Raw genomic sequence first — 25,574 nt, forward strand, 5'->3', positions numbered from 1 at the left:
CATGAACCTGCTCTCGGTCGACGGACTCGCCGCCGTCACGAACGTGCTCGACCTCGCCGGGGTCTTCGCGTCCGCGCTCCTCGGCGGCGCCGTCGCCCGAGCGATGGACTTCGACCTGTTCGGGTTCCTCGTCGTCGGGTTCGTCTCCGGGCTCGGCGGCGGGATGCTCCGCGATGTGCTGCTGCAGAACGGGCCGCCCGTCGCCCTCACCGATCCCCTCTACGTGCCCGTCGCCGTCGCCGGTGCGCTCATCGCCTTCTTCGTGTCGTTCTCCGAACGCGGGTGGGACCGGCTGTTCACGTTCCTCGACGCCGCCGTCATCGGGTTCTGGGCGGTGGTCGGCGTGCAGCGGACCTTCGACGCCGGGCTCGAGTGGCCGGCAGCGGTCATCATGGGGACGATCACGGCCGTCGGCGGCGGTGTGGGCCGTGACCTCCTGCTCCGCCGCGTCCCCGCCGTGTTCGGCGGCAACGCGCTCTACGCGTCCGTGGCCGTCGCCGCCTCCGTGGTGATGGTCGTCGCGTCGGCGCTCGGTTCACCGACGATCGGGATCGTCGCCGCGGTCGTGCTGTCGCTCCTGCTCCGCTGGGGTGCTGTCCGCTGGGGCTGGGGGCTGCCGAACGGGCGCGACTGGCAGCCGCAGTCGACGCTCGCCTCGCTGCTCCGCCGCGGTCGGCGGCGCGGGCGTCCCCGGAACCGTGCGCTGCGGCCGGGTGCGGTGCGGCTGCTCCGGCGCCCGGGTCGGCGTCAGGGAGCCGGGAGCGTGCACACGGACGACGAGGAGCGGTGAGCACCGTGTCCGCCTCGCGATCCGGGCTGTCGTCGCCGCGCTGCCCGGCGTAGCATCGACACCGCCGGGTATCGGAGCCCGGCACCCTCATCCCGGGATCCGCCCGTCCGGCGGGGACCATCGTCGGGAACCGACGCGACCCGAACGCGGCGGTCCCGACCGGGTCACCATCGTGACGGCGTCGAACGGGATGTGCAGCCATGGGGGCTCGACCGCACCGCGCGTGATCAGACGCACGGCGCGGCAGGTCCGCCGTGTCCGCGCGGAGTGACCAGAATGACCCCATGAGCGACGCCGCCGACCACGACGACCGCCCGAGCACCGGTACCAGCGGCACGGCCAGGACCCCTCGGGCGGAGGTCCGCGAGCGCCTGCTGATCGCCGGCGCCGAGGTCTTCGCCGAGCACGGCGTGCACGAGGCCCGGCTCGACGACGTCGCAGCGCGCGCCGGGTTCAGCAAGGGCGCCGTCTACTCGAACTTCTCCTCCAAGGAGGACCTCGTCGCGCAGGTGATGCAGCGCGGGACGAACCTGGTGCTCGGGTCGCTGCAGGACCTCGTCAGCGCGGACGTCACGACGCACGACATCGCCGAGATCGTCCGCACCGCGTTCGGCATGCACGACCAGCGCGCCCAGTTCGCGCTGCTGTCGGAGTTCCGCGGGTTCGCGATCCGGCACCCGGACTTCATGCCCGAGTTCATCCGGCAGCGCCGCGTGCTGCAGGACGGCGTCGAGCGACTCGTCCGGCTCTGGTTCGGCGCGCACCCCGAGGTCGACGCCGGGATGCCGCTCGACCTCTTCGCGACCGCGCTGATCGGGGCGAACGTCGGCATCGTGTTCGACTCCCCCGCGCTCGACGGCGTGGACCCCGGCGAGGTCATCGCGGCCCTCGTCGAGGCCGTCATCCGCCGCCGCTGACGCGGGCGTGGGCGGGCGCCTCACGCCGGGCGGCGCCGCCGTCCCTCGTGGGACCACGCGGAGGACGGCGTCAGGCTCGGCGGGAGGAGCCGTGCACGCACCCGCCCCGCGAACGAGACGGACGCGTCGAGGGTGACCCGGGCCTCCCGGAGGACCGTCACGAGCCGAGCGCCGTCGACGGAACCGACCGGTGCGTAGCGTTCCCGGTCGACCGCGTCCACGACCTCGTCGAGTGCCCCGACCACCGACGGCGGCACGACGTCGCGGAGCCGCCCGAGCACCGCCCGCGCGGTGCGCGCGACCGCGGCCGAGTCGCCCGGCGGGGCGAGCCCCGGCGCGTACCCGTGGTCGGCGACATCGTCGAGGAGCTCCCGCCACGCGGTGACCGCCGGCGAGCGTCCCGCGCCGATCGCGGTGAGCCGGGAGCGTCGGCGGACCCCGCGGACGAACGCGGGTGCGACCAGCACGGCGGCCGCGATGAGGATGCCGAGGGCGAGCCCCAGCGGCCCGCTCCCACCGCCGTTGCCGCCACCGGCGGCACCGGCCTCGGCCGATGCGCTCGGGGTGGGGCTGGCCGACGAGGACGGGTCGGTGGTCTCGTTCGGCGCCGGCAGCGGCGTCTCGGGTGCGGCCGCCGACGGCGACGCGGACGGCTCGGTGCTGGGGACCGCCGCCGAGTCGGAGTCGGGCGTCGGCTCGAAGGCGACCCAGCCGGCGCCCTTGATGTACAGCTCCGGCCAGGAGTGCAGCTGTCGGTTCGAGACCGAGTACTCGCCGTCCTCCGCGGTGCCGCCGGCGCGGTAGCCGACGGCGATGCGGGAGGGGATGCCGAGGGTCCTGGCCATCACGGCCATGGCGGAGGAGAAGTGCACGCAGTAGCCCTCGCGGACCTGCAGGAACTTCGCGACGACGTCCATGCTGTCGCCGTCGTAGCCCTGTTCGACGGGCGCGGTCTCGGAGTAGGTGAAGAGGTCGCTCCGGAACCACTGCTCGAGTGCACGCGCTTCCTCGTAGTCGCTCGAGGCGCTGCCCGCGACCCGGGCGGCGGTGTTCCTGATGCTCTTCGGGAGGTCCTTCGGCAGTGCGGTGTCGGTGCGGAGCTCGGCGCTGGACGGTGTCGGGTAGCCCTGCCCGTCGAAGCGTGCGAGCCGGCCGGAGGCGTCCACGGCGTCGAGGTAGGCGTTCGCGAAGGTCGAGGCGCCGTAGACCTCGTACGTGGCACCGCGTCGGGTCGCCGGGCCCGTGGAGCGCACGGTGTTCGAGTTGCCCATCCAGCGCCACTGGTCGAGCTCGAGGTTCGTCGACTTCGACTCGATCGACACCGCACCGGAGGGCACCGGCAGGTAGTTGCTGGAGAGCCCGGTGATCCGCACCGTCACGTCGCCGCGGCTGGCGAGCCGCGGGTTCACGCCGACCGCCCACTGCTGCTGGTCGGCCGTCGGGGCGTCGCTGACGTCGGTGACGGTCGGCACCCAGTCGCCCGTGCCGAAGTCGTCGAGGTCGGCGAGCTTGAGGTACTCCGGCTGCCCGTCGGACGTGCGGTACCGGAAGACCTCGAGCTCGTTGGGCCGGCGGAGGTCCTGCCCGAGGTTGAGGAGCGTGCCGGGGCGGCCGGGCAGGATCGGCGACTGGATCGCTCCCGTCACCCCCGACAGCCAGCTCGCGTTCAACGGCACGACGGACGGGAGCCCGACCGCGACGACCAGTGCGATCGCGCCGACGACGGTCGCCGGCAGGGCGCGCTGCACCGGCCGGACCGAGAGCCACAGGATCGCGAGGAAGGCCAGACCGGTCGCGATCACCAGCCCGGTGCCGGCCGGGGTGCCGGTGACGACGCCGGGGACGATGAGGATCACGAGCGCCGGCGCTGCCGCGAGCGCGGCGGCCGGCGCGACGGTGGCCAGGAAGAGCGACGCGGCGGCGACCCAGGCGATCGCGACCGTCACGACGAGGCGGATCGGGTCGGTCTGGGGCAGCGGCGCTGGGTTCAGCCGGATCGCGGCGATGGTCTGCCCGAGCGCACCGTCGCCGTCGATCCACCCGAGCGGCTGGATGTCGTTGACGAGCGCGGCGGCGCACGAGCAGGCGATCAGCGCAGCCACGAGGGCGATGAACCGGACGCCGGGTGCACGGCGGCGGACGCTGAGCACGACCGCGACGAGGACCACGGTGATGACGAGGGCGGAGGTCCACCAGGCGATGCCCTGGACGAGTGGTCGGAACGCGAGCGCCGCGATCAGCACCGGGACCGGTGCGAGTGCGACGACCCAGGTCGAGGGTGCCGGGCGGTCGTCCTCGCGCTCGAGGATCGCGCGGACGTCGGCCCGCTGGCCGGAGGGTCGGGTGTCCTGCGGACGTGCCGTGGTCATCGGGTCGTCCCCGATCCGGCGACCGGGATCACGAGTGTGCGCCACCCGCCGCGGTCCAGGATCCCCCGGACCACCGGGTCCGGCGGCACGATCGTCGCCAGGATCCCGCGGCTCGACCCGCTCGTCGCGGAGACGAGCTCGGCGGCCTGTTCGGCGGTGCAGTGCCCGGTGACCACCGCGGTCATGCCGTGCACGTCACGGCCGCGGACGTCGGGCAGCACGTCGGTCACCGCGCGGGCGTCGCTCCGGACGTGCACGTCGGCGAGCCCGACCAGCACGTCGGTGAGCCCGCCGGCGTCGCCGGTGTGCCGGGAGTCGCCACCCCGGTCGTCGGTGACGAGCACGACGCGGGACGTCCGGGCGGCCAGCGCCCGGGCGATGCTCGCGGCGACGACCACGGCGTGCTCGAAGGCCGCGTCGCCGCCGAGGTCGGACAGCTCCGCGAGGTCGTCGCGCCCGAGCTGCTGGTACGACTCGCGGCGGAGGTCGAGCGCGATCACGGCCTCCGGCGGCTGGGCCTGGGTGGTCTGGCGGACGTGGAGCTCCCCGCGGCGGGCGCTCTGCGCCCAGTGCACGCGGCGGATCGGGTCGCCCGGTCGGTACGGGCGGAGTTCGCTGTCGTCGGCGGAGCCGCCCTGGCCGACACGGCCCTCGTCCGCGGAGACGGCTCCGGCGAGTGCGCCGGTGTCCATCGCGGACAGCGCGGTCGACGCCGGGACGACCACCACCTCTTCCGGGGCGACCACCGGGCGGTCGATGCGGAGCAGGCCGAAGGGGTCCTCCACGCGGATCGTCACCGGGCCGACCGTCGTCCGGCCGCGGTGCATCGCGAGCGCCTCGACCTCGAAGGTCGCCGGCGGCACGTTCGGGCCGACCTGCACGTACGCCTCGGCGTCGGACACGCTGGCGAAGGCGTCCTCGAGCTGCTCACGGACGAGCAGCGTCGAGCGCGGACCGATGGCCACCGTCGATCCGCGCAGTGTGATCCGCTCGCGGTACACCTCACCCACCTGGACCATCGCCCGCGGCGCCACCCGGGTGCCCCGGAGCGGGGCTGCGACGAGGAACGCCATCGCGATCCCCAGCACGACGAGCACCAGGAGCAGGAGCCCGGCGGACACCGCGACGCTCGTGGTCGCGACGAGCCCGCCGCCGACCAGGCCGATCCCCACCGCGATGACGGTCCACCCGCGGGCGGTCGGCAGCGGGAAGGGCGTACGCCGGAGCATCGCCGCGCCGCGTCGGGTCCACCGTGCGAGGACCGACCGCGCCGCACCGGCACGGCGGAGGAGCGGAGCGGACACCGGCGACTGCGACATCAGGACCGGGACATCAGGAGCGGACGGGCGCCGCGGTGAACGGCACGGAGGTCTCCGCGACGACCCGCACGACGATCTCCCGCGCGGTGTCCTCGGTGGAGCCGCCGAGGCCGCGCGCCACGGGGACGAGTCGGTGGGCGAGGACGATCGGCGCGAGCTCCGCGACGTCGTCCGGGGTGACGAACGGCCGGCCCTGCAGTGCGGCGTGGGCGCGGGCGGCCTGCGCGAGGTGCAGGGTCGCGCGCGGGCTGGCACCGAGCACCAGGTCCGGGTGGGTGCGGGTGGCCCGGACGATGGCGATGACGTACGCCTCGACGTCGGGCGCGATGTGGACCTGGTGGACCGCGTCGACCATCGCGCGGAGCGTCGCCACGTCGACGATGGGGCGCACCGACTCCAGCGGGTCGCGGCCGCCGCGGGCCGTGAGCATCCGGCGCTCGGCCTCGACGCTGGGGTACCCCATCGCGATGCGGGCCATGAACCGGTCCCGCTGGGCTTCGGGCAGCGGGTACGTGCCCTCCATGTCCACCGGGTTCTGCGTCGCGACGATCATGAACGGCGACTCCAGCGGCCGGGTCACGCCGTCGACGGTGACCTGCGACTCGGCCATCGCCTCGAGCAGCGCCGACTGCGTCTTCGGGCTGGTGCGGTTGATCTCGTCGCCGATGACGACGTTCGCGAACACCGGGCCGGGCGAGAAGCGGAAGGTCCCGGAGGACTGGTCGAAGATGTTCACCCCGGTGACGTCGGACGGCAGCATGTCCGAGGTGAACTGGATCCGGTTCACCGACCCGCCGACCGAGGCACCGAGCGCCTTGGCGAGCACGGTCTTGCCGACGCCGGGGACGTCCTCGACGAGCAGGTGCCCCTCGGCGAGCATCACCGTCAGGGCCGTGCGGATGGCGTCGGTCTTGCCGTCCACCACCGTCGCGACGGCGGACATGATCGCCGCGCCGGCGTCACGCACCCGGTCGATGGGGAAGGCGAGGTCGGGGGCTTCCGGCACGCAGGTCTCCTCGTGTTGGGATGTCCGCGCATGCTACATCGGGCCGGTGACAGCGAGCGGAGGATGTGTCACCGACCAGCGGCAGGCGGATGGCCGGTCGCGACGACGGGCGCCGAGTGCGCAGCAGTGGTGCCGGAGCGGACGCTGAGCCGCATCGTCTACGCACTCGACAGCGCGCCCGCGCCCGCACCCCCGCACCGCACCCCGGGTCAGACCCGCTCGTACTCCAGCCGCTCGACCGCGGTCGCCAGCTCGTCGAGCTCCGGGACACCGTGCGCCTCGGCGAGCGCCGCCTCGAGCGCGCGGGCGTGGATCGGCGCTGCCTCGTCGAAGAGCACCGAGCCGGCGTGGGTCAGCTCCGTGTAGAGCCCGCGACGGTCGTCGGCGCAGAGGACCCGGGTCAGCAGCGCCCGCTCCTCGAGCCGGTTCACGAGCCGCGTCGTCGCGCTCGGGCTGAGTGCCGCCGCACGGGCGAGCTGCTGCATCCGCATGTGGAAGCCGTCCTGGCGCCGGAGGGCATCGAGCACGGTGAACTCGACGACCGACAGGTCGACCGCACGCAGGGCCCGCTCGAGGTGCGCCTCGATCAGGCCGTGCAGCGCCCCGAGGGTGCGCCAGCCGTGTGCTCGGACGGCGACGGAGGTGTCGTCGACGCTCATGGTTCCTCCCGAAAGTAGTTGCAGGCGCGCACTGTCCGCTTGCGCACACACCTAGCGTGTGCAACTATTTGTCCCGCGTCTGCAACTACCAGCGTACGCGGCACACCCGCCGCGGACAACAGGCGCCGGGAACAGAGAGGGACCACGCATGCCAGCGGGACTCATCGCACTCGCCCTCGGCGGGTTCGGCATCGGACTCACCGAGTTCGTCATCACCGGACTGCTGCCCGAGGTCGCGGCGGACTTCGGCGTCAGCGAGACCACCGCGGGATGGCTCGTCACCGGGTATGCCCTCGCCGTGGTGGTCGGCGCACTCGGACTCACCGCCGCCACCACGCGACTCCCCCGGAAGCCCGTGCTCGTCGGGCTGCTCGTGCTCTTCATCGTCGGCAACACCCTCTCCGCGCTCGCCCCCGAGTACGGCGTCATGATGCTCGGCCGCGTGATCGCCGCCCTCTGCCACGGCGCGTTCTTCGGCATCGGCTCCGTGGTCGCGTCCAACATGGTCGCGCGGGAGAAGCGTGCGTCGGCCGTCGCCCTGATGTTCACCGGCCTGACCGCGTCCAACGTCCTCGGCGTCCCCTTCGGCACGTTCCTCGGCCAGGCACTCGGCTGGCGTGCGACGTTCTGGGCCATCGCCGCCATCGGCGTCGTCGCCCTCGTCGGGGTCGCACTGCTCGTCCCCGCTGTCCGGCAGGACACCGCCCCGTCCCTGATCCGGGAGCTCGGCGCGTTCCGCTCCGGGCAGGTGTGGCTCTCGCTCGGCGTCACGGTGCTCGGCTACGGCGGCATGTTCGGCGCGTTCACCTACATCGCGTACACGCTGACCGCCGTGTCCGGCTTCGCCTCGGCCGCCGTCCCGTGGCTCCTCGTCGTGTTCGGCCTCGGCCTCTTCGTCGGCAACTGGGCCGGCGGACGCCTCGCCGCGAAGTCCATCGACCGCACCCTCGTCGTCGTCCTCGCCGCACTCACCGTGGTGCTCGGCCTCTTCGCCGTCGTCGCGTCGAACCCCGTGCTCACCGTGATCACCCTCGTCCTCATGGGCGCGTTCGGCTTCGCCACCGTGCCGGCGCTCCAGACCCGCGTGATGCACTACGCCGACCACGCGCCGACCCTCGCGAGCGGCGCCAACATCGCCGCCTTCAACCTCGGCAACGCGTTCGGCGCGTGGATCGGCGGCCTCACGATCGCCGCCGGCCTCGGCTACACGTCGCCGATCTGGGCCGGAGCCGCGATCACGCTGGCCGGGCTCGTGCTGGTGACGATCGCGGCGACGGTTCCGCGCCGCAGCCGCGCCCACCGGCCGGCGACCACGGCGACGACCGGGAGCATCGCGACCGCCGGGTGAGTGGCGACCAGGCGACGGACTGGAGGCTCGGTGCGGTTCCTGCACCGAGCCTCCAGTCCGTCTTCTGCCCACCTGCAGCCGATCGGACTACTGTCCACGTCAGGTGACCCCAGACCCCTGGCCGCTGGTACGAACGCTCGTCCGAAGCCGACCGGAAGCAGTCATGCAATCACCACGCACCGCACCGCGTGCCGTCACGGGGTCCAGCCGATGAGTCTCCACGACGGGATCCTCTGGACCGAGGTCGACGACAGCCACTGGCAGGGCTCCTCCGGGCTCGACCTGGTCGGTGAGGTCTCCTGGGACGACGGGTACGCCGTGCGGTCCTCCGACGGCGAGGTGAGCGGGCAGCACCGGACGCTCGACAGCGCGAAGGCGCAGCTCGAGGGCTGGATGCGGTGGCTCGACTCCACCGGCGCCGCCTGACTCGTCCGGGGTCAACTCCGCTCCCGGGAACGACGAAGCCCCTCGGTCACTGACCAGAGGGGCTTCGTACGTGGCTTCGTGCGGAGACGGAGGGATTTGAACCCTCGGTCCCCTCAAAGGGGACTCCACCTTAGCAGGGTGGTGCACTCGGCCGGACTATGCGACGTCTCCATGCGCCCTTGCGGACGCTCACACAACCATACAGGAGGACGACGGTCCTCTCGACCCGCTCGGCGTTTCGGCGGCGAGCGGCACGGTCCCCCGAAGTGGGGACGCGGAGGGGTTGTCGGGACGTACCCCGGTCATTAGTCTCATCGGGACGCGGCATCACATTCCGGGGTTCGTCCCCGTCGTCGCGACACAGCACCCAACGTCGCTCCTCTGGCCTGGGCCCGGCTCGCCCGATGACCGGGTCCGCCGGGGAGCGGCTCCGCGGGGACGTGGCTCCGGCCGCGTCCCCGCTTGTGCGTCCGGGGCGGGCGCGCGGGGCGGGCGGTCCGGGCGCGGGGCGCGGGGCGGGCGGCCCGGGCGCGGGGTGCGCGCGACGAAAGCGACACCGCGTACACCTCTGCGCCGCGCATCTGCCCGCGCGCTGTCGCTTTCGTCGCAGAACCCGCGCTGCATCCCGCGCAGCGCCCGCGGGATGGGCCAGCCTGCCGGGCCGCAGGCTACGAGCCGAACGCCTTCGAGCAGGTCTGCTCGTCGGCAGACTGCCCCTGCAGCCCGTCGATCGTGGACGACGTCGCGGGAGCGGACGGCGCGCTCGTGGACGGCGCCGCAGCCTGCGACGACGCGGCAGCCGGCGCGGACGCCGGAGCTGCCGGAGCCGACGCGGCAGAGGACGGCGACGCGGACGCACTCGGCGCGGTCTCCGACCCGATGCCCGTGCTGTCCGCCCCGAGCGAGAACGACTGGTCGGACTTGATCTTCGCGAAGAGCTCGTCGGCGAGGTACGTGGTCGGCTCCACCTTGCCGGCGTACACGCCCGTGCCACCGGTCGAACCCGGGTACTGCACGAAGTTCACCTGCGCGAGCGGCAGGTCCTGCAGCGCCCGCCCCATCTGCACCATCGTCCCGATGTCGTTGAGACTCTGGGACAGCTGCATGTTCGACGCGGCGGCCCGAGCGAGCTTGTAGAGCGTCGTCGGCGAGGTCAGCGTGGAGTTCGACTTGACCGTGCGGAGCAGCGAGGACAGGAACACCTGCTGGCTCGAGATGCGCCCGAGGTCCGAGCCGTCGCCGACGCCGTGCCGGGTGCGGAGGAACTCCAGCGCCTGCGACCCCTGCAGCGTCGTGGTCCCCGCGGGCAGGTCGAGTCCCGTGTACTGGTCGTGGATCGGCGACGCGACGCAGACCGGCACCCCGCCGATCGCGTTCGACATCTCGATCACGCCGTTGAACGACACCGCCGCCGAGTACTGGATGTCCAGGCCGGTCAGCCCCTGCACCGTCTGCACGACGCAGTTCAGGCCGCCGTCGCCCCAGGCGGTGTTGATCGGCTGCGCGGCCATCGCCGACGTGGTGCCGGAGCCGTCGGTCTTCTGACAGGCGGGGATTGGCGTGACGAGGTCGCGCGGGATGCTCACCGCGGTGGCGTTCGTGTGGTCGGCGGACACGTGCAGCAGGATGTTGACGTCGTTGAGGGTCGCGTCGCGTTTGCCGTACTCGGTGCCCTGCGCCGGGTCGTTGTCCGTGCCGACGACGAGGATGTTGAAGCCGCCCTTGTACGCGCTCAGTGCGGTGCCGCCGCTCTTCGCCTTCGTGACGGGCTGCCCCTGGATCGCCACACCGTCGCCGAGGTCGTCAGAGACCTGCTTCGCCGCGATCGCCGCGACGGAGAACGAGCTGACGAGTGCGACCGCGACGACCCCGGAGAGCACCTTCGCGATGGTCCCGAAGGGGCGGTGCCGGTGGAGGCGTCCGTGGCGGGCGATCCCGGTCGCTCGGTTGAGGCGGTGGGATCGATCACGGACGTCGTTCACGGACACTCCTGTCGTCGGCGGACACGATGGCGGACGCCCTGATCGACGCCGCCGAGGGACCCTCGCGACGGCCGGCGGGCCGCACCGCGGGGACGGCAACCGGACAAGGCTGCCACAGGCGCGGCTTGCGATTCAGTGTGGAACCGGCGTGGATCTCCGGTGAGCGGCGCTACTCGGCGGCCACCGCGCAGGTCTTCTGCTTGGCGGTCTGCCCGGTCACTCCGGACATCTCCTGGGGCTTCGCGGTCGCCGTCGGGTCGGCCTTCGGAGCCGCCGCGGCACCCGCCGCATCCTGCCTGGAGGCCCGGCTCGCGTCGTCCGCGCCGGCGGCGTCCGCCGTCTGGTCGGCGCCAGAGCCGGAGCCGGAGCCAGAGCCGGCGTCCGCGGCAGCATCGGTCGCGCCCCGCCCGGTCGCCCCGGCGTCGAGCCTGAACGGACGGTCAGTCCGGACCGCCCGCATCAGGCGGTCCGCGGTCGTCTGGTCCGGAACGACCTTGCCCGGGAAGGCCGGGTCGTCGACGCTCCCCGGGTACTGCACGAAGGTGATGTCCCCGAGGCCGATGCCCTCGAACGCGCCGGCCATGTCGACCATCGTCGAGGGCTTGGCGAGCGAGGTGGAGAGCGTCACGTTCTTCGACGCCGACTTCGCGAGGCCGTAGAGCTTCGTCGGGTTGCTCAGGGTGCCGTCGCCCTTCACCTTCCGGAGCAGCGAGGACAAGAACTGCTGCAGGCTCGAGATCCGGGAGAGGTCACTGCCGTCCCCGACGCCGTGCCGGTCGCGGAGGAACGCCAACGCCGTCTTGCCCGACACCGTGTGCTCGCCCGCGGAGAGCTGGAGCCCGGTGTAGGGATCGTCCACGGCGTCGGTGACGCACACCGGCACGCCACCGACGGCATCGGACATCCGGATGACGCCCTGGAAGCTGACCTGTGCCGCGTAGGGGATGTCCATCCCCGTCACGTGCTCCACGGTCTTCACGACACAGTCCATGCCGCCCCGTCCGTAGGCGAGGTTGATCGGGGCGTCCGTGACCGCGGGTTCCCCGCCGCAGGCCGGCTGGTCGACCACGAGGTCACGGGGGAAGCTCACCGCGACCGCGCTGGTGTGGTCCGCGGACACGTGGAGCAGGACGTTGGAGTCGTTGAGGGTGGCGCCACGGTCCCCGTACGCGGTGCCCTGGTCCGGGTCGTTGTCGGCGCCGATCGCGAGCACGTTGAACGCCCCGTCGGTCGAGGCCGCTCCCCCGCCGACGTCGACCGCGCGCTGCTGGAACCCGTGCCCGACGTCGTAGGCGGCGTAGGCGGAGAGGGAGGTCGCGCTCGTCACGGCGACCGCCACGGCGATGCCGATCCCGGTGACGAGCCGCGTGACGCCGAGGTCACGCCGACCGCGGTTGTGGCGAGCGCCGCTGACCCGGTAGCCGGGGCCGGACACCACGGTCGGGCGACGCCGGGCGTCGAGGACGTCGTCGAATTCGGGCACGGGCACGCTCCCTCCGAGCGGCCTCGGGTTCCGGCCGCTCGCCGGGGGACGATACCCGAGCGGGCACTCGCCACCCGGCAACCCGGTCGGCTCGGCGTGCCTCGTTCGGGGGGTACGCAGCCCCGGCGCCCGGTCATGCCGATGCGGCGACCCGGAAGCGGTCGGGCAGGGCGATGAGCGCTTCCCCGAGGGCCCGGACGAGTCGGGTGCACTCGACGAGGTCGTCGGCGGCCGCGGCGTCCTGCGCCCGTTCGACCAGCAGCAGGCGCTGCCGTCGGTCGACCACTGCGTCGATGCCGTTCGCCATGGCGATGTCGTCCGTGTAGAACATGTCGAGCACCGGCCGCTGCGAAGCCAACAGGTCCGCGCTCACCGAGGCACCCGTGCGCCGCAACAGCCAGGCCGTCAGTTCCACGAACGCGCCGGCTTCGGTCGAGCAGTCCCGGATCCACGCCGGGTCGAACCGGTCCGTGGTCGCGCCGGCGTTCGCGGGCGGCTCGGCGAGCATCGTGCACCCGAGCCGGATCCGTTCCTTCATCTGTTCGAGCGACCACTGGGTGATGACCACCCCGACGTACCGCTGGACCGAGACGAGCTGGAGCGCTTCGAGCGGGACCAGGGCTTCACGGACGGGCGTCCGGGAGACCCGCATGTCCGACGCGAGTGCGTCGAGGCGGAGTCGTTGTCCGCGTCGGTAGTCACCACGCAGGATCCGGTCGAGCAGCCGGAGGAACACCGCGTCCCGCAGCAGGCTGCGCGGCACGCCGAGTGCTTCCCGACCGCGCCCCGCGTACACGTCCGGGATGTCCGCCGTCTCGTGGAATCCCATGCCGCCAGCGTCATGCACGGCGTGCCTCGCCGTCGTGCCGTCGGCCGGATCGGTGGACGGATCCACCGATCTTGGCCCTGTGGAGGCCGTGCGCCACCCGGTTCCGCATCACTGCACTCCCACCGTCGAAGACCCCCGGCGGAGGTCGTTCCCAGGAGTAGAGCAGGATCGAGCGTCAGTCGCTAAACATTCCGTATTTCGGGTATCAGCGCTTGGCCTCTTCCTCCTTCGCGATGACCGAGAGCGGCTGCGTGATGTCCTCCAGGCCCTTCCGCGCGGCGTCGACACCGAAGATCAGCGCGACGACTCCACCGGCGACCATGATCGCGGCACCGAGCAGGTAGCCCCAGAACAGCGGCTCGCGCGAGGACCCGTCGCCGATGAACGCGCCGTAGATGCTCGGTGCGATCGCACCGAAGATCTGCGCGAGGGCGAAGAAGTACGAGATCGCCTGCGACCGCAGCTCGAGCGGGAAGATCTCGCTCACGGTCAGGTAGGCACTCGACGCACCCGCCGACGCGAAGAAGAACGAGATGCACCAGAACACGACCTGGACCGTCGCGCTGATCGCATCCGCCTGGAACAGGAACGCGGACACCGCGAGCACGAGCCCGGAGATCAGGTACGTGGAGAAGATCATCTGCCGACGGCCCCACGTGTCGAACAGCCGGCCGAGCACGAGCGGGCCGAGCAGGTTGCCGATCGCGAACGGGAAGAAGTAGACCGCGGTCTCCGAGGTCTTCAGGCCGAAGAAGTTCGTCAGGACGAGCGCGTACGTGAAGAAGATCGCGTTGTAGAGGAAGGCCTGCGTGATCATCATCGTCGCGCCGACGAGCGTGCGGGTCGGGTACTGCTGGAAGAGCACCTTCACGATCGTGGTGAAGCGGACCTTGTCCATCGGCGTGATGGTCATGGCCTTCGACTCGTCGACCGGCTCGAGCGGCTTGCCCGACTCCCGCTCCACCTCGGCCTCGATCCGGGCGACGGTGGCGTCCGCCTCTTCCTCGCGGCCGTGGGTCATCAGCCAGCGTGGACTCTCCGGGATGTGCCGTCGCAGGAAGATGATCGCGATGCCGAGCACCGGGCCGAGGAAGAACCCGATGCGCCACCCGATGTTCTCGGCGAAGTAGGACGTGTCGAGCAGGTAGATGTTGGCGAACGCGCCGAGGGCGGCGCCGCCCCAGTAGGTGCCGTTGATGGCGATGTCGACGTGGCCGCGGTACTTCGACGGGATGAGCTCGTCGATCGCCGAGTTGATCGCCGCGTACTCGCCGCCGATGCCGAGCCCGGCGACGAACCGGAAGACCGCGAGGAACCAGAAGTCCCCGGCGAAGCCCGCGATGCCGGAGCCGATGAGGTAGATGGCGAGCGTCAGGATGAAGAGCTTCCGTCGCCCGAGCCGGTCGGACAGTCGCCCGAAGACGAGTGCGCCGATGACCTGGCCGAAGAGGTAGATCGTCCCGAGTGAGGTCACCTGCTGGGTGGAGAGCCCGAGGTCCGCCTGGAACCCGGCGTTCGAGACGATCTGGATCTCGAGGCCGTCGAGGACCCACGAGATCCCGAGTCCCACCACGACGCTCCAGTGGAACCTCGTCCACGGCAGTCGGTCCATCCGGGCCGGGACCAGGCTCTTGACCTGCCCCTCCTGCAACCCGCTCGCGCTCGTCATCGCGGCATGCTCCTCACTCGCCGGACCCCCGAGGCCCGGCACAGAATGAGAACGTACGCGCGGATCGCCCGGATGGTTCACGGCCGGAACGAGCGGGGCCGGCGCGGAGCCGAATCCCCCTATTTCGTGATCCGGCTCCGTCGCCGTTCGCGGGCACGTCGGCAGAGTGGCAGCCGGACGACCCTGTTGATGATCATTGCGGCTGCCATGAGATGACACAAGTAGCGCGGGGTTGCCGGGGCGTACCCTCGAAGAGGTGACCCGACCTGACATCCGAACGGTCGGCGAGCTCCGCACCTCTGGTCACGTCCAGAAGACGGTCCGCGCCGAGATCCGCGACAACCTGCTGAGCGCCCTCCGCGAGGGCACCGATCCGTGGCCCGGCCTCCACGGGTTCGAGACCACCGTCATCCCCCAGCTCGAACGAGCCCTCATCGCCGGCCACGACGTCGTCCTCCTCGGTGAGCGCGGGCAGGGCAAGACCCGTCTGCTCCGCACCCTGCAGGGCCTCCTCGACGAGTGGACCCCGGTGATCGCCGGGTCCGAGCTCGGCGAGCACCCGTACGAACCGATCACGACCGCGAGCAGGAAGCGTGCCGAGGACCTCGGCGACTCGATGCCGATCGACTGGTGGCACCGTGACGACCGCTACGTCGAGAAGCTGGCGACCCCGGACACCTCCGTGGCCGACCTGATCGGCGACGTCGACCCGATGAAGGTCGCCGAGGGCCGCAGCCTGGGCGACCCGGAGACGATCCACTTCGGGCTGATCCCCCGCGCGCACCGCGGGATCGTCGCGATCAACGAGCTCCCCGACCTGGCCGAACGCATCCAGGTCGCGATGCTCAACGTGATGGAGGAGCGCGACGTGCAGATCCGCGGCTACGTGCTGCGACTGCCCCTCGACGTCCTCGTCGTGGCGAGCGCCAACCCCGAGGACTACACGAACCGCGGCCGGATCATCACTCCGCTGAAGGACCGCTTCGGCGCCGAGATCCGCACCCACTACCCGATCGAGCTCGACGACGAGATCGCCGTCATCCGGCAAGAGGCCCACCTGACAGCCGAGGTGCCGGACGCCCTGGTCGAGATCCTCGCCCGCTTCACCCGGGCCCTCCGCGAGTCCAGCGCGGTCGACCAGCGCAGTGGTGTCAGCGCCCGCTTCTCGATCGCCGGCGCCGAGACGGTCTCCGCCGCGGCGGTCCACCGTGCAGCACGACAGGGCGAGACCGACCCGGTCGCACGCCCGATCGACCTCGAGACCGCGGTCGACGTCCTCGGCGGCAAGATCGAGTTCGAGTCCGGCGAGGAAGACCGCGCGGACGAGGTCCTCGAGCACCTGCTCCGGACCGCCACCGCCGAGACGGTCCGCTCCCGCCTCCGCGGCCTCGACCTGGGGCAGCTCGTGGAGGCGCTCGACGGCGGCACGATGGTGACCACCGGCGAGCAGGTCTCCGCCCGCACCTTCCTCGAAGGGCTGCCGTCGCTCGGCGAGTCCGACCTCTACGACCAGATCTGCGAACGGCTCGGTGCCACGAACGACGGCGAGCGGGCCGGTGCGATCGAGCTCGCGCTCGAGGGCCTGTTCCTCGCGCGGAAGATCAGCAAGGAGTCGGGCGGGGGCGAAGCGGTCTATGGCTAGCCGGCAGAACCGCCGGCTGGCACGGGACACCCGGTACGGCAGGTACGAGGGCGGCCCGGACCCGCTCGCACCACCGGCGGACCTCTCCGAGGCGCTCGACGCCATCGGCCAGGACGTGATGGCCGGGTACTCCCCGGAGCGGGCCATGCGCGAGTTCCTCCGGCGTGGCGGTCGGGACCGGCGCGGGCTCGACGACCTCGCGCGCCGCGTGGCCGAGAAGCGCCGCGAACTCACGGCGAAGCACAACCTGGACGGCACGCTGCGGCAGGTGCAGGAGCTGCTCGACGAGGCACTGCTCGCCGAACGCGGGCAGCTCGCACGGGACACCGAGATGGACGACGGCGACCGTGCCCTGGCCGAGATGCAGCTCGACAGCCTGCCGCCGTCGCCCGCCGCCGCGGTGAGCGAGCTCGGCACCTACGACTGGAAGAGCCCGACGGCGCGCCAGAAGTACGAGGAGATCAAGGACCTGCTCGGCCGCGAGATGCTCGACCAGCGCTTCGCGGGCATGAAGCAGGCGCTCGAGAACGCCGACGACCAGGACCGCGCCGACGTCCAGGCGATGATGCAGGACCTCAACCAGCTCCTCGAGGACCACCGCGCCGGGACGGACTCGCAGGAGCAGTTCGACGAGTTCATGGCGAAGCACGGCGAGTACTTCCCGTCGAACCCGACGAACGTCGACGAGCTGCTCGACGACCTCGCCGCCCGGGCCGCAGCCGCCCAGCGGATGCGGAACTCGATGACCCAGGAGCAGCGCGACGAACTCGACGCGCTGGCGCAGCAGGCGTTCGGGAGCCCCGACCTGATGGGCGCGCTGAGCCAGCTCGACGGGAACCTCCGAGCCCTCCGTCCCGGCGAGGACTGGGGCGGCTCCGAGCAGATGGACGGTGAGCAGGGCCTCGGGCTCGGCGACGGCACCGGGGTGTTCCAGGACATCGCCGACCTCGACTCGCTCGCCGAACAGCTCGCCCAGTCGAGCCCCGGATCCGACCTCGACGACCTCGACCTGGAGTCGCTGGCCCGCCAGCTCGGCGCCGAGGCCGCGGTCGACGCCCGGACGCTGCAGCAGCTCGAGAAGGCGCTGAAGAACTCCGGCTCGATGCGTCGCGGAGCGGACGGGCAGTACAAGCTCACCCCGAAGGCGATGCGACAGCTCGGCAAGAGCCTGCTCAAGGACGTCGCCCAGAAGATGTCCGGCCGCCAGGGTGCACGAGACCTGCAGCGGTCCGGCGCCTCCGGCGAGCCGTCCGGGGCGAGCCGGCAATGGGCGTTCGGCGACACCGAGCCGTGGGACATCCCGCGGACGATCACGAACGCCGTCACCCGCACGGCCGCGACCGGTCGCACCGGGGCCGGTGTCCGGCTCACCATCGACGACGTCGAGGTGCAGGAGACCGAGGCGCGGACCCAGGCCTGCGTGGCGCTGCTCGTCGACACCTCGTTCTCGATGGCGATGGAGGACCGCTGGGTACCGATGAAGCGCACCGCCCTCGCACTGCACACCCTGATCTCCACGCGGTTCCGCGGCGACGACCTGCAGCTGATCGCCTTCGGTCGGGAGGCCGAGGTGATGGACGTCGAACAGCTCGTCGGCCTCGACGCGATGTGGGACAAGGGCACGAACCTGCACCACGCCCTGCTGCTGGCGAACCGGCACTTCCGGAAGCACCCGACGGCGCAGCCCGTGCTGCTCATCGTCACCGACGGCGAACCGACGTCGCACCTCGAACCGAACGGGCAGGTGTTCTTCAGCTACCCGCCGGACCCGATGACGATCGCGCTCAGCGTCCGCGAGCTCGACAACGCGCACCGGCTCGGCGCACAGACGACGTTCTTCCGCCTCGGCGACGACCCGGGGCTCGCCCGGTTCATCGACGGGATGGCGCGGCGCGTGGACGGGACCGTCACGGCGCCGGAGAACGACGACCTCGGCGTCGCGGTGGTCGGGTCCTACCTCGGGTCGCGGCGCGGTGGCGCGCTCTTCCGCGACGACGACTGGGGCGGGTTCGGCCGCTTCGGCTGACGTTCGCACCCACCGGACGGGAGGCCCGTGGCGGCGTCGCCACGGGCCTCCCGTCCGGTGTCCGGTGCGTCTAGAACAACGGCCAGGGCACCGCCGGACCGTACCCGGCCGGTGGGGGGAAGCGGCCGACGGCCGCCAGGGCGGCACACCGCGCCTCGAGGTTGTCGATCTCGTCGACCGTCAGGTGCTCTTCGAGCTGCGCACCGAGGTCCCCGTGCAACGCGGTGGTGACCCGTTCCAGTCCGGCGCGCTCCTCGTCGTCGAGCGGCTCGTCGATCCACCCCCACAGCACCGTCCGGAGCTTGTGCTCGACGTGGAAGGTGAGCCCGTGGTCGACCCCGTGCCGGTGCCCGTCCGGCATCGCCAGCACATGGCCGCCCTTGCGGTCCGCGTTGTTCACCACGACGTCGAAGACGGCCATCCGCCGGAGTGCCGCGGTGTCCTCGTGGACCAGGGTGACCGGACGGTCGTGCTCGTCGATCGCCTCGAGGACGGTCTTGACGCGCTCGTCCTGCTCGGCCTCGTCCGTCGGCAGCAGGTCCACCGCGTCCTGGTCCGGGTCGACGTCCTGCCAGCGCTGGACCATGCCGCGACCGAGAGGGCCCTCGCCGAGCCAGGTCGGGGGCACGACCCGCCAGCCGAACGCCTCGGACACCAGGAAGGCCGCGTACTCACGACCGGCGAGGGTGCCGTCCGGGAAGTCCCACAGCGGTTTCTCGCCCGCGATGGGCTTGTAGACGACCTCGTGCCCGTCGAGTTCGGCGAGGAAGGTGGCGTTCGAGGCTTCGCGGATGCGGGCGGTGAGGGTCAGGCCGGCGCCGTCGCTCATGCGTCGCCGGGCTGCCGTCCAGCGGCCACGACCTCGCGGGTGCGCTCGACGAAGGCCCGCGCGGTCCCGACCGGGATCTTCACCTGAAGCAGCTCGGTCGGCTCCGGGATCTCGACGACCGCCTCGACCTCGACGCCGTCCTCGTCCTCCTCGGACACGATCTCGATGTCGTCGTCGATCGGGTACGCCTCGATGACCACCTGTGCCGTCGCCGGGTCGAAGCCCAGGCTGAGCGCACCCGCCCGGAACTCGGCCTCCACCGGCTGGTCGAGCGGATCGACGTCGTACAGCTCGCGCGGGACCGACGGCGGGACGCTGAAGCGGTTCTCCTCCACCGTGGCGACCTCGTCGAGGAGTTCGTCGAGCTTCTCCGCCAGCACGGCGGACTGCTCCTTCTCGAGCGCGACGCTCACCACGCGGCGGCCGGCGCGCGCCTGGAGGTAGAAGGACCGTTCACCCGGGCGCCCGATGGTGCCGACGACGAGACGGTCCGGCCAGTCGAAGCCGTGGACGATGGTGGGCATACCCGCATTGTAGGAGCGGGCGGCTGCGACCGTTCAGGGACTGGCAGTACCCCCTCCGCCGCCCACCGGAGCGTCGCCCGTCGGCGGGGCCTTCGCCAGCCAGGAGAGGTCACCCGATTCGGTGTTCGTCGCGACCACCTCGGGCCGGTGCTCCCCGTACCGGACCACCGACACCGACGCGGGGCCGACCGTGATGCGCTGGAACAGGTCGAGGTGCATGCCGAGCGCGTCCGCCAGCACCGACTTGATGATGTCGCCGTGGCTCACCGCGACCCACACCGCGTTCGCGCCGTGCTCCGCCTCGATCTGCGCGTCGAGCCGCCGGATCGCCGCCACCGCCCGCGACTGCATGGTCTGCATCGACTCACCGCCCGGGAACACCACGGCGCTCGGGTTCGACTGCACCACGCGCCAGAGCGGCTCCTTCGCCAGCTCGCTGAGCTTCCGGTTCTGCCACTCGCCGTAGTCCGCCTCGGTGATCCCCCGCTCGACGAACTGCTGCGGCTCCCCCTGCTGGAACGCCGTGATCGCCCTGGCGGTCTGCCGGCAGCGCTCCAGCGGGCTGGACACGATCGCGGCGAGCGGGATCGCGCCGATGCGTTCCGCGGTCGTCGCCGCCTGCTGCTTGCCGACGGAGTCGAGCGCGACGCCGGCCGTGCGGCCCGCGAGGAGCCCGGTCGCGTTCGCGGTGGTGCGTCCGTGCCGGACGAGGAGGACGGTCGCCATGCGCTCGATCCTAGGCGCGGCGAGTTCTCCACAGGTCCGCCCGGGGCCGCCGCGTCGGCCCGTCGCGATCCGCGCGCAGGAGGTCGAATCGCGCGTAGGACGTCGAATCGCGCGTGGTGAGGCGGAAGTTCTGACCTCCTCCGCGCGAAACGACCACCTTCCCGCTCGTCCGATTCCAGTCGTCGGTGGGACGTCGGGCCGCCTGACGCGGCAGGATGGACGCGTGCTGGTCTCGATCGTCTACATGAGTCGCGCGGTGGAACCGTTCGACGACGCCGCGATGACCGAGCTCCTGCGGGGCTCCCGCTTCCGGAACGAAGCGCTCGGTGTCTCCGGCCTGCTGGTGGCGAAGGACGGCCGCTTCATGCAGCTCCTCGAAGGGCCGGCGATCAGCGTCGACGACCGCTTCGCCACGATCGCGCAGGACCCGCGGCACCGCGAGGTCACCTCACTCATCCGCGAGGACATCGAGCGCCGTCGTTTCGAGGGCTGGTCGATGGCCTACCGGGGCCTCGACGACCACGACGTCACGGCGGAGGACGGCTTCAGCCCGTTCCTGACCGGCTCGACCGACTTCCCCCGGTCGTTCGACCGGACGAGCGCCGCGTGGCTGCTCAAGTGGTTCCGCGACCGCGAACTCCGCGACGTCTGATCCTGGACGAGCACCGCGCGCAGACGGTCACTTCGTCTGGTTCGGATGCCGGGTGTGCACCTTCACGAGGTACACCGTCGAGTCGTCCACGTAGTACCAGATCCGTGCGCCACCGGGCAGCTCGAGCTGCCACTGTTCGTGCGTCCGGCCGCCGTGGGCGACGAACTGCAGGTCTCCGCGGAGTGTGTGCATCGTCGGGGAGGTCCTCGTCGGGTCCGCGGTGAGGAGGTCCCAGGCGTCGGCCAGTGCGCTCCGTCGGGTGGCTGCCAGGTCCTTCCAGCCGCGCACCGCGTTCGTCGTCGCTGGGATGACCACGTGGTCAGTCGCTTTGGCGGGCCTCGGGAGGGGGTCTGCCTTCTTCGAACCCACGGTCACGGACGTTCGACAGCCTGCGGGTCGGTGACCCACTCGAGTTCGTCTCGGTCGAGCCCGGCGGCGATGGCTTCCGCCGTTGCCTTCCACGCCGTGAGCTCGACGACGACGAGGTGCGCCTGCCCCGTCGAGAAGGACGCTCGGGCCGCCCGGATGATCGCGGACGCGCAGGTCTCCCGCATCTCGACCGACAACGCGAGCATCCAGTCGAACCGTTCCGCCAGGCGCTGCCCGAGCGGCCCGTCGTCATCGTCGATCGCGACGGCGATGAGCTGTGCGGCGAGGGACAGGAGCACGTCCTTCGCATCGGCTTCGTGCTGCGACATGAGGACGAGGGGGTTCCCGTCGCGTCGATCGATCTCGACGGGTTCCGACTCCGCAGCGTCCATGACGGAGCGCGCGTTGCGGGAGAGCTCGGACGAGAGGAAGTGTCTCCGGACGCGAGCGGACACGGGCTTGGTGGTCGGCATCCTCCAACTCTACTTCAGAACATCTTCTGAAGAGCAGGGGATCACCCGAACGTCGCGGAGACGACCCCGAGCAACCGCTCCCGGTGCGCACGCTCGGCCACCGCGTGCATCAGCACCTCCCACATCGTCCCCACCGCCGGCAGCAGGTCTGCACGCCCGGACCGCACGTCCGACACGAGCTGCACCCCGGTGAAGTACGGCACGAGCGTCGCGCCGAGCGCCTCCGCGGACACAGTCGTCTGTACCTCCCCGCTCGCGACCGCGAGGCGGAAGACGTCGACGACACCCGCGATCCACTGCTCGTAGAAGCTCGACGTCTGCCCGGCGAGCACCCCGTGCTCGAGGGAGATCCGGATCCCGGCGCGCACGACGACGTCGCTCATGAGCAGGTCGGCGATCCCGCGCGACGCCTGGATGAGCATCGCGATCGGGGACGGGTCGGTCGAGCTCATGGCCGCGAACGTCCGGGCGTTCTGCTCGTCGATGACCGCGAGCGCGAGGGACCGCTTCGTCGGGAACAGCCGGTGGAGCGCGCCCTGGCTCACCCCGGCACCCCGCGCGATCCCGGCGATGCTGGCGGTCTCGTACCCGTCGCGGTCGAAGTCCCGCGCCGCGGCCTCGACGATCGCTGCGCGCCGTCCTGTCCCACCCGCGTCGACCACGCCCCCAACGGTAGTGACCACGAACGGGGGAAATCCCGGTGTCGCTGGGAGTGTCCGGACTGTCACGCTGTCCTCATGACCCCGATCGCAGCCCCGTCGCTCCACCGACACCGCCGGACGTTCGTGCTCGGCATCGTGGACCCGCAGACCTGGCGCGACTTCGCCTTCCACCTGATCGCCCTGCCGCTCTCGATCGCCGGCTTCACCTGGTTCGTGCTCACCCCCTCGGCGGGCATCCCGTTCGCCGCGCTCTGGGTCGGCCTCCCCGTCGCGGCCTTCCTGCTCCGCGGCAACGCCTGGTTCGGCACGGCGTTCCGTGCGCTGTCGAACCGGCTGCTCGGCACGGCGGTGGACGCCCCGAGTGCACCGCATGGTCGGGCCGGCATCGTCGGCTGGACCCTCGCCGCCTTCCGTCACGGCCCGAGCTGGCGCGCCCTCGCCTTCGGACTGATCGCGTTCGTCACGTCGCTGTTCGCGTTCATCGTGACGATCACCGTGCTCGTCACCGCCGCCGGCCTCGCGACGAACTGGGTGTGGACGCACTGGCTGACGCCCGTCACGGACGAGGACGGCGTCCTGCACTCGGGTCTGCAGGTCGGCACCGTGTTCGTCGACACCCCGCAGATGCAGGCGGTGGCGACGGTGGTCGGGTTCCTGCTGCTGGTCCTCGTGTGGCCGCCGCTGAACCGTTGGCTCGCCGCCGGTCAGGCCGCGCTCGTCCGAGCACTGCTCGGCAGCACCGCTTCCGAACGCCGGGTCGACGAGCTCACCCGGTCCCGCGACGACAGCGTGCGTGGTGCGGACGACACCCTCCGTCGCGTGGAGCGGGACCTGCACGACGGCACCCAGGCACGGCTCGTCGCGCTCGCGATGACGCTCGGCGACGCGCAGGACCGCCTGGACGGCGGCGGCGACCCGGCCGAGGTCGGCCGGCTCGTCGAGAACGCCCGGCGGTCGACGCAGGAGACCATCGCGGAGCTCCGTGAGATCGCGCGCGGCATCCACCCTGCCGCACTCGACGAAGGCCTGGAGGCTGCACTCGCCTCCGCCGTGTCCCGCACCACCCTGCCGGTGTCGGTCGAGTTCGACCGCTCGGTCCGGCTGTCGGCCGTCACCGAGAGCGTGGCCTACTTCACCGTGGTGGAGTTGCTGACGAACGTGACCAAGCACGCCCGGGCGACACGCGCAGCGGTCACCGTGGCGCGGGACGGCAACGACCTGCTCGTCACCGTCGAGGACGACGGCGTCGGCGGAGCACACGTCCCGCTCGACCCGCAGACCGGCGGCACCGGACTCGCCGGCGTGGCCGATCGGCTCCGGACGGTCGACGGCACCCTGGCGATCGACAGTCCGAGCGGCGGCCCGACCCGCATCGCCCTGCGCTTCCCGGGAGCAGCGGCATGAGGATCCTCGTCGCCGACGACAACGTCATCCTCCGCGAGGGGCTCGTCTCGCTCCTCACCTCACGCGGCCACGAGGTCCGCGCCGTGGACTCCGGCGACGCCGCCGTCCAGGCCGTCGCGGCGGAGGCGCCCGAGGTCGTCGTGATGGACATCCGGATGCCGCCGACGCACACCGACGAGGGCGTGCACGCGGCGATCGCGATCAAGGCGGCCTCGCCCCGCGTGGGTGTCCTGCTGTTCTCGCAGTACGCCGAGGCCCGCTGGGCGCGGATGCTCCTCGACGTCGCCCCGACCGGCGTCGGCTACCTGCTCAAGGAACGCGTCGGCGACATCCGCCCGTTCCTCGACTCCGTGCAACGCGTCGCCGCCGGCGGCCTCGTGCTCGACCCGGAGGTCGCGGCGCTCCTCATCGACCGTGGTGCCGATCGGTTCGCGAAGCTGTCCGCCCGGGAGCGAGAGGTCCTCGAGCTGATGGCGGAGGGACGCACGAACGCCGCCATCGCCGACCGGATGTTCCTCGCCGCCGGCACCGTCGAGAAGCACGTGACGACGCTGTTCACCAAGCTCGGCCTGGCCCCGACGGCGGGAGACCACCGTCGGGTCCTGGCCGTGCTGGACTACCTCGCCGCCCGCCCCTGACGAGCGGCGAGGCCCGGCCCGCTCACGGTGCTCGGGCCCGCTCAGGCCTGGTCGGCGCGGAGGAAGTCGGCGATCGCGGTGCCGCCGCTGTTGAAGCGGTAGGTGCTCCCCGCCGTGCCGCTCGACTCGAGCACGTCGGCGATCACGTGCGCGACGTCACCGCGGGTCACCTTCGCGCCCTCGCCGTCCCAGTCGATCGCACCGGTCGGCTCGTCGTCGGTCAGGGTGCTCGGCGCGACGATCGTCCACTCCAACCCGGAGTCCCGGACGACCGCGTCGGCGATCATCTTCGACTGCGCGTACGCGAAGAAGTCGTTGTCCTGCGGCACCCCGTGGTCGAGCACCGAGCCGGACCACGAGACCATCACGTAGCGCTCGACGCCCGCGCGCTTCGCCGCCTGCACGGACAGCACCGCCGCATCGCGGTCGATCGCCCAGGTCCGGTCGACCGATCCCCCGCCGGCGCCGGCGGACCACACCACGGCGTCCTGCCCGCGGACCAGGTCCTCGAAGCCGGACAGCGTCAGCTCCTGGATGTCGGCGACCGCCGGGTCACCGCCGTGGGCACGGATCTCGTCGGCCTGGTCGGGGTTCCGGATGACGGACGTGACGTGGTGGCCGCGCTCGCTGAGGAAGCGCGTCGCGAGGAGCGCGACCTTGCCGTGGCCACCGAAGATGATGATGTCGCTCATTGCGCCGACGCTACGCCCGGCGCCTCAGAGCCCAGTGCGGAGGGTGTGGGATTCGAACCCACGAGACATCGCTGCCCACCTGTTTTCAAGACAGGCTCCATCGGCCACTCGGACAACCCTCCACGACGCGGCCACGTGGC

The 25,574-nt window shown here is 71.8% G+C and carries 24 protein-coding genes and 2 tRNA genes; 9 read left to right on the forward strand and 17 right to left on the reverse strand.

All coding sequences use genetic code 11. The features are described 5' to 3' along the window. Nucleotide 1 precedes the first annotated feature (1 nt). Entirely contained in the window at nt 2–790 is a 789-nt protein-coding gene (locus EDF55_RS14930) for a trimeric intracellular cation channel family protein (protein WP_123655741.1), read from the forward strand. A gap of 284 nt (nt 791–1,074) precedes the next feature. Beyond that, complete coding sequence (locus EDF55_RS18895; protein WP_185017432.1) at nt 1,075–1,707, forward strand: TetR/AcrR family transcriptional regulator; 633 nt, start codon at nt 1,075–1,077, stop codon at nt 1,705–1,707. Between the two features lie 20 nt (nt 1,708–1,727). Here EDF55_RS18895 and EDF55_RS14940 read toward each other — a convergent pair whose 3' ends face one another. The 4 genes from EDF55_RS14940 to EDF55_RS14955 all read right to left on the reverse strand — a co-directional run bounded on the left by EDF55_RS14940 (nt 1,728) and on the right by EDF55_RS14955 (nt 7,060). Further along, nucleotides 1,728–4,076, reverse strand: a complete 2,349-nt coding sequence (locus tag EDF55_RS14940) for a DUF3488 and transglutaminase-like domain-containing protein (RefSeq protein WP_123655742.1) — start codon at nt 4,074–4,076, stop codon at nt 1,728–1,730. Continuing rightward, complete coding sequence (locus tag EDF55_RS14945) at nt 4,073–5,380, reverse strand: DUF58 domain-containing protein (RefSeq protein WP_185017434.1); 1,308 nt, start codon at nt 5,378–5,380, stop codon at nt 4,073–4,075. The genes EDF55_RS14940 and EDF55_RS14945 overlap by 4 nt, the downstream gene beginning before the upstream one ends. Before the next feature lie 28 nt (nt 5,381–5,408). Then, nucleotides 5,409–6,401, reverse strand: coding sequence for a MoxR family ATPase (locus tag EDF55_RS14950; RefSeq protein WP_395867588.1), 993 nt, complete (start codon nt 6,399–6,401; stop codon nt 5,409–5,411). Between the two features lie 209 nt (nt 6,402–6,610). Next, nucleotides 6,611–7,060 carry a MarR family winged helix-turn-helix transcriptional regulator gene (locus EDF55_RS14955; protein WP_123655744.1) on the reverse strand — a complete coding sequence of 150 codons (450 nt, stop codon included), beginning with the start codon at nt 7,058–7,060 and terminating at the stop codon, nt 6,611–6,613. Nucleotides 7,061–7,208: 148 nt separating this feature from the next. Here EDF55_RS14955 and EDF55_RS14960 point away from each other — a divergent pair, with 148 nt between their 5' ends. Further along, nucleotides 7,209–8,408, forward strand: coding sequence for an MFS transporter (locus tag EDF55_RS14960; RefSeq protein WP_123655745.1), 1,200 nt, complete (start codon nt 7,209–7,211; stop codon nt 8,406–8,408). 210 nt (nt 8,409–8,618) lie between these two features. Beyond that, nucleotides 8,619–8,834: a hypothetical protein gene (locus EDF55_RS14965; protein ID WP_123655746.1), complete on the forward strand. Its 216-nt coding sequence runs from the start codon at nt 8,619–8,621 to the stop codon at nt 8,832–8,834. Nucleotides 8,835–8,915: 81 nt separating this feature from the next. On the opposite strand, the gene EDF55_RS14970 is transcribed toward EDF55_RS14965, so the two are convergent. The 5 genes from EDF55_RS14970 to EDF55_RS14990 form a co-directional block, all read right to left on the reverse strand. Then, nucleotides 8,916–9,005, reverse strand: a tRNA-Ser gene (locus EDF55_RS14970). A 497-nt stretch (nt 9,006–9,502) separates the two neighbouring features. Beyond that, entirely contained in the window at nt 9,503–10,816 is a 1,314-nt protein-coding gene (locus tag EDF55_RS14975; protein ID WP_123655747.1) for an LCP family protein, read from the reverse strand. Nucleotides 10,817–10,985: 169 nt separating this feature from the next. Further along, nucleotides 10,986–12,299, reverse strand: coding sequence for an LCP family protein (locus tag EDF55_RS14980; RefSeq protein ID WP_123655748.1), 1,314 nt, complete (start codon nt 12,297–12,299; stop codon nt 10,986–10,988). A gap of 133 nt (nt 12,300–12,432) precedes the next feature. Continuing rightward, a complete protein-coding gene (locus tag EDF55_RS14985; RefSeq protein WP_123655749.1) occupies nt 12,433–13,128 on the reverse strand; it encodes a GntR family transcriptional regulator in 696 nt (231 codons plus the stop codon). Nucleotides 13,129–13,333: 205 nt separating this feature from the next. Further along, the gene (locus EDF55_RS14990) at nt 13,334–14,797 is read right to left on the reverse strand and encodes an MFS transporter (RefSeq protein ID WP_123655750.1); all 1,464 of its coding nucleotides are present in this window, start codon (nt 14,795–14,797) and stop codon (nt 13,334–13,336) included. A gap of 256 nt (nt 14,798–15,053) precedes the next feature. On the opposite strand from EDF55_RS14990, the gene EDF55_RS14995 reads away from it, so the two are divergent. Together EDF55_RS14995 and EDF55_RS15000 are read left to right on the forward strand one after the other, a co-directional pair. Beyond that, a complete protein-coding gene (locus tag EDF55_RS14995) occupies nt 15,054–16,439 on the forward strand; it encodes a sigma 54-interacting transcriptional regulator (RefSeq protein WP_123655751.1) in 1,386 nt (461 codons plus the stop codon). Continuing rightward, nucleotides 16,432–18,465 (forward strand): VWA domain-containing protein, encoded by a 2,034-nt coding sequence (locus tag EDF55_RS15000; RefSeq protein ID WP_123655752.1) that lies wholly within the window; start codon nt 16,432–16,434, stop codon nt 18,463–18,465. The genes EDF55_RS14995 and EDF55_RS15000 overlap by 8 nt, the downstream gene beginning before the upstream one ends. Before the next feature lie 70 nt (nt 18,466–18,535). On the opposite strand, the gene EDF55_RS15005 is transcribed toward EDF55_RS15000, so the two are convergent. From EDF55_RS15005 to EDF55_RS15015, 3 genes are read right to left on the reverse strand one after another with little or no spacing between them, the layout of a single operon-like run. Further along, nucleotides 18,536–19,294, reverse strand: a complete 759-nt coding sequence (locus tag EDF55_RS15005; protein WP_123655753.1) for an SCO1664 family protein — start codon at nt 19,292–19,294, stop codon at nt 18,536–18,538. After that, nucleotides 19,291–19,818 (reverse strand): DUF3090 domain-containing protein, encoded by a 528-nt coding sequence (locus tag EDF55_RS15010; protein WP_123655754.1) that lies wholly within the window; start codon nt 19,816–19,818, stop codon nt 19,291–19,293. The genes EDF55_RS15005 and EDF55_RS15010 overlap by 4 nt, the downstream gene beginning before the upstream one ends. 33 nt (nt 19,819–19,851) lie before the next feature. Beyond that, on the reverse strand, nt 19,852–20,544 hold the full coding sequence (locus tag EDF55_RS15015) for a histidine phosphatase family protein (protein WP_123655755.1): 693 nt from the start codon (nt 20,542–20,544) through the stop codon (nt 19,852–19,854). A 223-nt stretch (nt 20,545–20,767) separates the two neighbouring features. On the opposite strand from EDF55_RS15015, the gene EDF55_RS15020 reads away from it, so the two are divergent. Further along, nucleotides 20,768–21,196: a BLUF domain-containing protein gene (locus EDF55_RS15020; RefSeq protein ID WP_123701805.1), complete on the forward strand. Its 429-nt coding sequence runs from the start codon at nt 20,768–20,770 to the stop codon at nt 21,194–21,196. Between the two features lie 27 nt (nt 21,197–21,223). Here EDF55_RS15020 and EDF55_RS15025 read toward each other — a convergent pair whose 3' ends face one another. The 3 genes from EDF55_RS15025 to EDF55_RS15035 are packed head-to-tail and all read right to left on the reverse strand — an operon-like array spanning nt 21,224 to nt 22,700. Beyond that, nucleotides 21,224–21,511 carry a hypothetical protein gene (locus EDF55_RS15025; protein ID WP_260236073.1) on the reverse strand — a complete coding sequence of 96 codons (288 nt, stop codon included), beginning with the start codon at nt 21,509–21,511 and terminating at the stop codon, nt 21,224–21,226. Nucleotides 21,512–21,567: 56 nt separating this feature from the next. Next, nucleotides 21,568–22,038: a prevent-host-death protein gene (locus EDF55_RS15030; protein ID WP_123655758.1), complete on the reverse strand. Its 471-nt coding sequence runs from the start codon at nt 22,036–22,038 to the stop codon at nt 21,568–21,570. A gap of 41 nt (nt 22,039–22,079) precedes the next feature. Next, nucleotides 22,080–22,700: a TetR/AcrR family transcriptional regulator gene (locus tag EDF55_RS15035; RefSeq protein ID WP_185017436.1), complete on the reverse strand. Its 621-nt coding sequence runs from the start codon at nt 22,698–22,700 to the stop codon at nt 22,080–22,082. Between the two features lie 75 nt (nt 22,701–22,775). On the opposite strand from EDF55_RS15035, the gene EDF55_RS15040 reads away from it, so the two are divergent. Both EDF55_RS15040 and EDF55_RS15045 read left to right on the forward strand, forming a co-directional pair. Then, entirely contained in the window at nt 22,776–24,104 is a 1,329-nt protein-coding gene (locus tag EDF55_RS15040) for a sensor histidine kinase (RefSeq protein WP_123655760.1), read from the forward strand. Then, entirely contained in the window at nt 24,101–24,742 is a 642-nt protein-coding gene (locus tag EDF55_RS15045; protein WP_123655761.1) for a response regulator transcription factor, read from the forward strand. Before EDF55_RS15040 ends, EDF55_RS15045 begins: the two co-directional genes overlap by 4 nt. A 41-nt stretch (nt 24,743–24,783) precedes the next feature. On the opposite strand, the gene EDF55_RS15050 is transcribed toward EDF55_RS15045, so the two are convergent. Beyond that, nucleotides 24,784–25,434 carry an SDR family oxidoreductase gene (locus tag EDF55_RS15050; protein WP_123655762.1) on the reverse strand — a complete coding sequence of 217 codons (651 nt, stop codon included), beginning with the start codon at nt 25,432–25,434 and terminating at the stop codon, nt 24,784–24,786. Nucleotides 25,435–25,471: 37 nt separating this feature from the next. Further along, nucleotides 25,472–25,556: transfer RNA gene (locus tag EDF55_RS15055), tRNA-Ser, on the reverse strand. Nucleotides 25,557–25,574: the final 18 nt, after the last annotated feature.

The organism is Curtobacterium sp. ZW137, assembly GCF_003762905.1.
Classification (GTDB): domain Bacteria; phylum Actinomycetota; class Actinomycetes; order Actinomycetales; family Microbacteriaceae; genus Curtobacterium.

What these genes read in the sequence shown, in the direction of transcription:
- EDF55_RS14955 (WP_123655744.1), bottom strand. Translation starts at nt 7,060, where the DNA reads ATGAGCGTCGACGACACCTCCGTCGCCGTCCGAGCACACGGCTGGCGC.
- EDF55_RS15015 (WP_123655755.1), bottom strand. Translation starts at nt 20,544, where the DNA reads ATGGCGACCGTCCTCCTCGTCCGGCACGGACGCACCACCGCGAACGCG.
- EDF55_RS15005 (WP_123655753.1), bottom strand. Translation starts at nt 19,294, where the DNA reads ATGAGCGACGGCGCCGGCCTGACCCTCACCGCCCGCATCCGCGAAGCC.
- EDF55_RS15030 (WP_123655758.1), bottom strand. Translation starts at nt 22,038, where the DNA reads ATGCCGACCACCAAGCCCGTGTCCGCTCGCGTCCGGAGACACTTCCTC.
- EDF55_RS15040 (WP_123655760.1), top strand. Translation starts at nt 22,776, where the DNA reads ATGACCCCGATCGCAGCCCCGTCGCTCCACCGACACCGCCGGACGTTC.
- EDF55_RS18895 (WP_185017432.1), top strand. Translation starts at nt 1,075, where the DNA reads ATGAGCGACGCCGCCGACCACGACGACCGCCCGAGCACCGGTACCAGC.
- EDF55_RS15045 (WP_123655761.1), top strand. Translation starts at nt 24,101, where the DNA reads ATGAGGATCCTCGTCGCCGACGACAACGTCATCCTCCGCGAGGGGCTC.
- EDF55_RS14940 (WP_123655742.1), bottom strand. Translation starts at nt 4,076, where the DNA reads ATGACCACGGCACGTCCGCAGGACACCCGACCCTCCGGCCAGCGGGCC.
- EDF55_RS15010 (WP_123655754.1), bottom strand. Translation starts at nt 19,818, where the DNA reads ATGCCCACCATCGTCCACGGCTTCGACTGGCCGGACCGTCTCGTCGTC.
- EDF55_RS14965 (WP_123655746.1), top strand. Translation starts at nt 8,619, where the DNA reads ATGAGTCTCCACGACGGGATCCTCTGGACCGAGGTCGACGACAGCCAC.
- EDF55_RS14985 (WP_123655749.1), bottom strand. Translation starts at nt 13,128, where the DNA reads ATGGGATTCCACGAGACGGCGGACATCCCGGACGTGTACGCGGGGCGC.
- EDF55_RS15000 (WP_123655752.1), top strand. Translation starts at nt 16,432, where the DNA reads ATGGCTAGCCGGCAGAACCGCCGGCTGGCACGGGACACCCGGTACGGC.
- EDF55_RS15050 (WP_123655762.1), bottom strand. Translation starts at nt 25,434, where the DNA reads ATGAGCGACATCATCATCTTCGGTGGCCACGGCAAGGTCGCGCTCCTC.
- EDF55_RS14990 (WP_123655750.1), bottom strand. Translation starts at nt 14,797, where the DNA reads ATGACGAGCGCGAGCGGGTTGCAGGAGGGGCAGGTCAAGAGCCTGGTC.
- EDF55_RS14930 (WP_123655741.1), top strand. Translation starts at nt 2, where the DNA reads ATGAACCTGCTCTCGGTCGACGGACTCGCCGCCGTCACGAACGTGCTC.
- EDF55_RS14960 (WP_123655745.1), top strand. Translation starts at nt 7,209, where the DNA reads ATGCCAGCGGGACTCATCGCACTCGCCCTCGGCGGGTTCGGCATCGGA.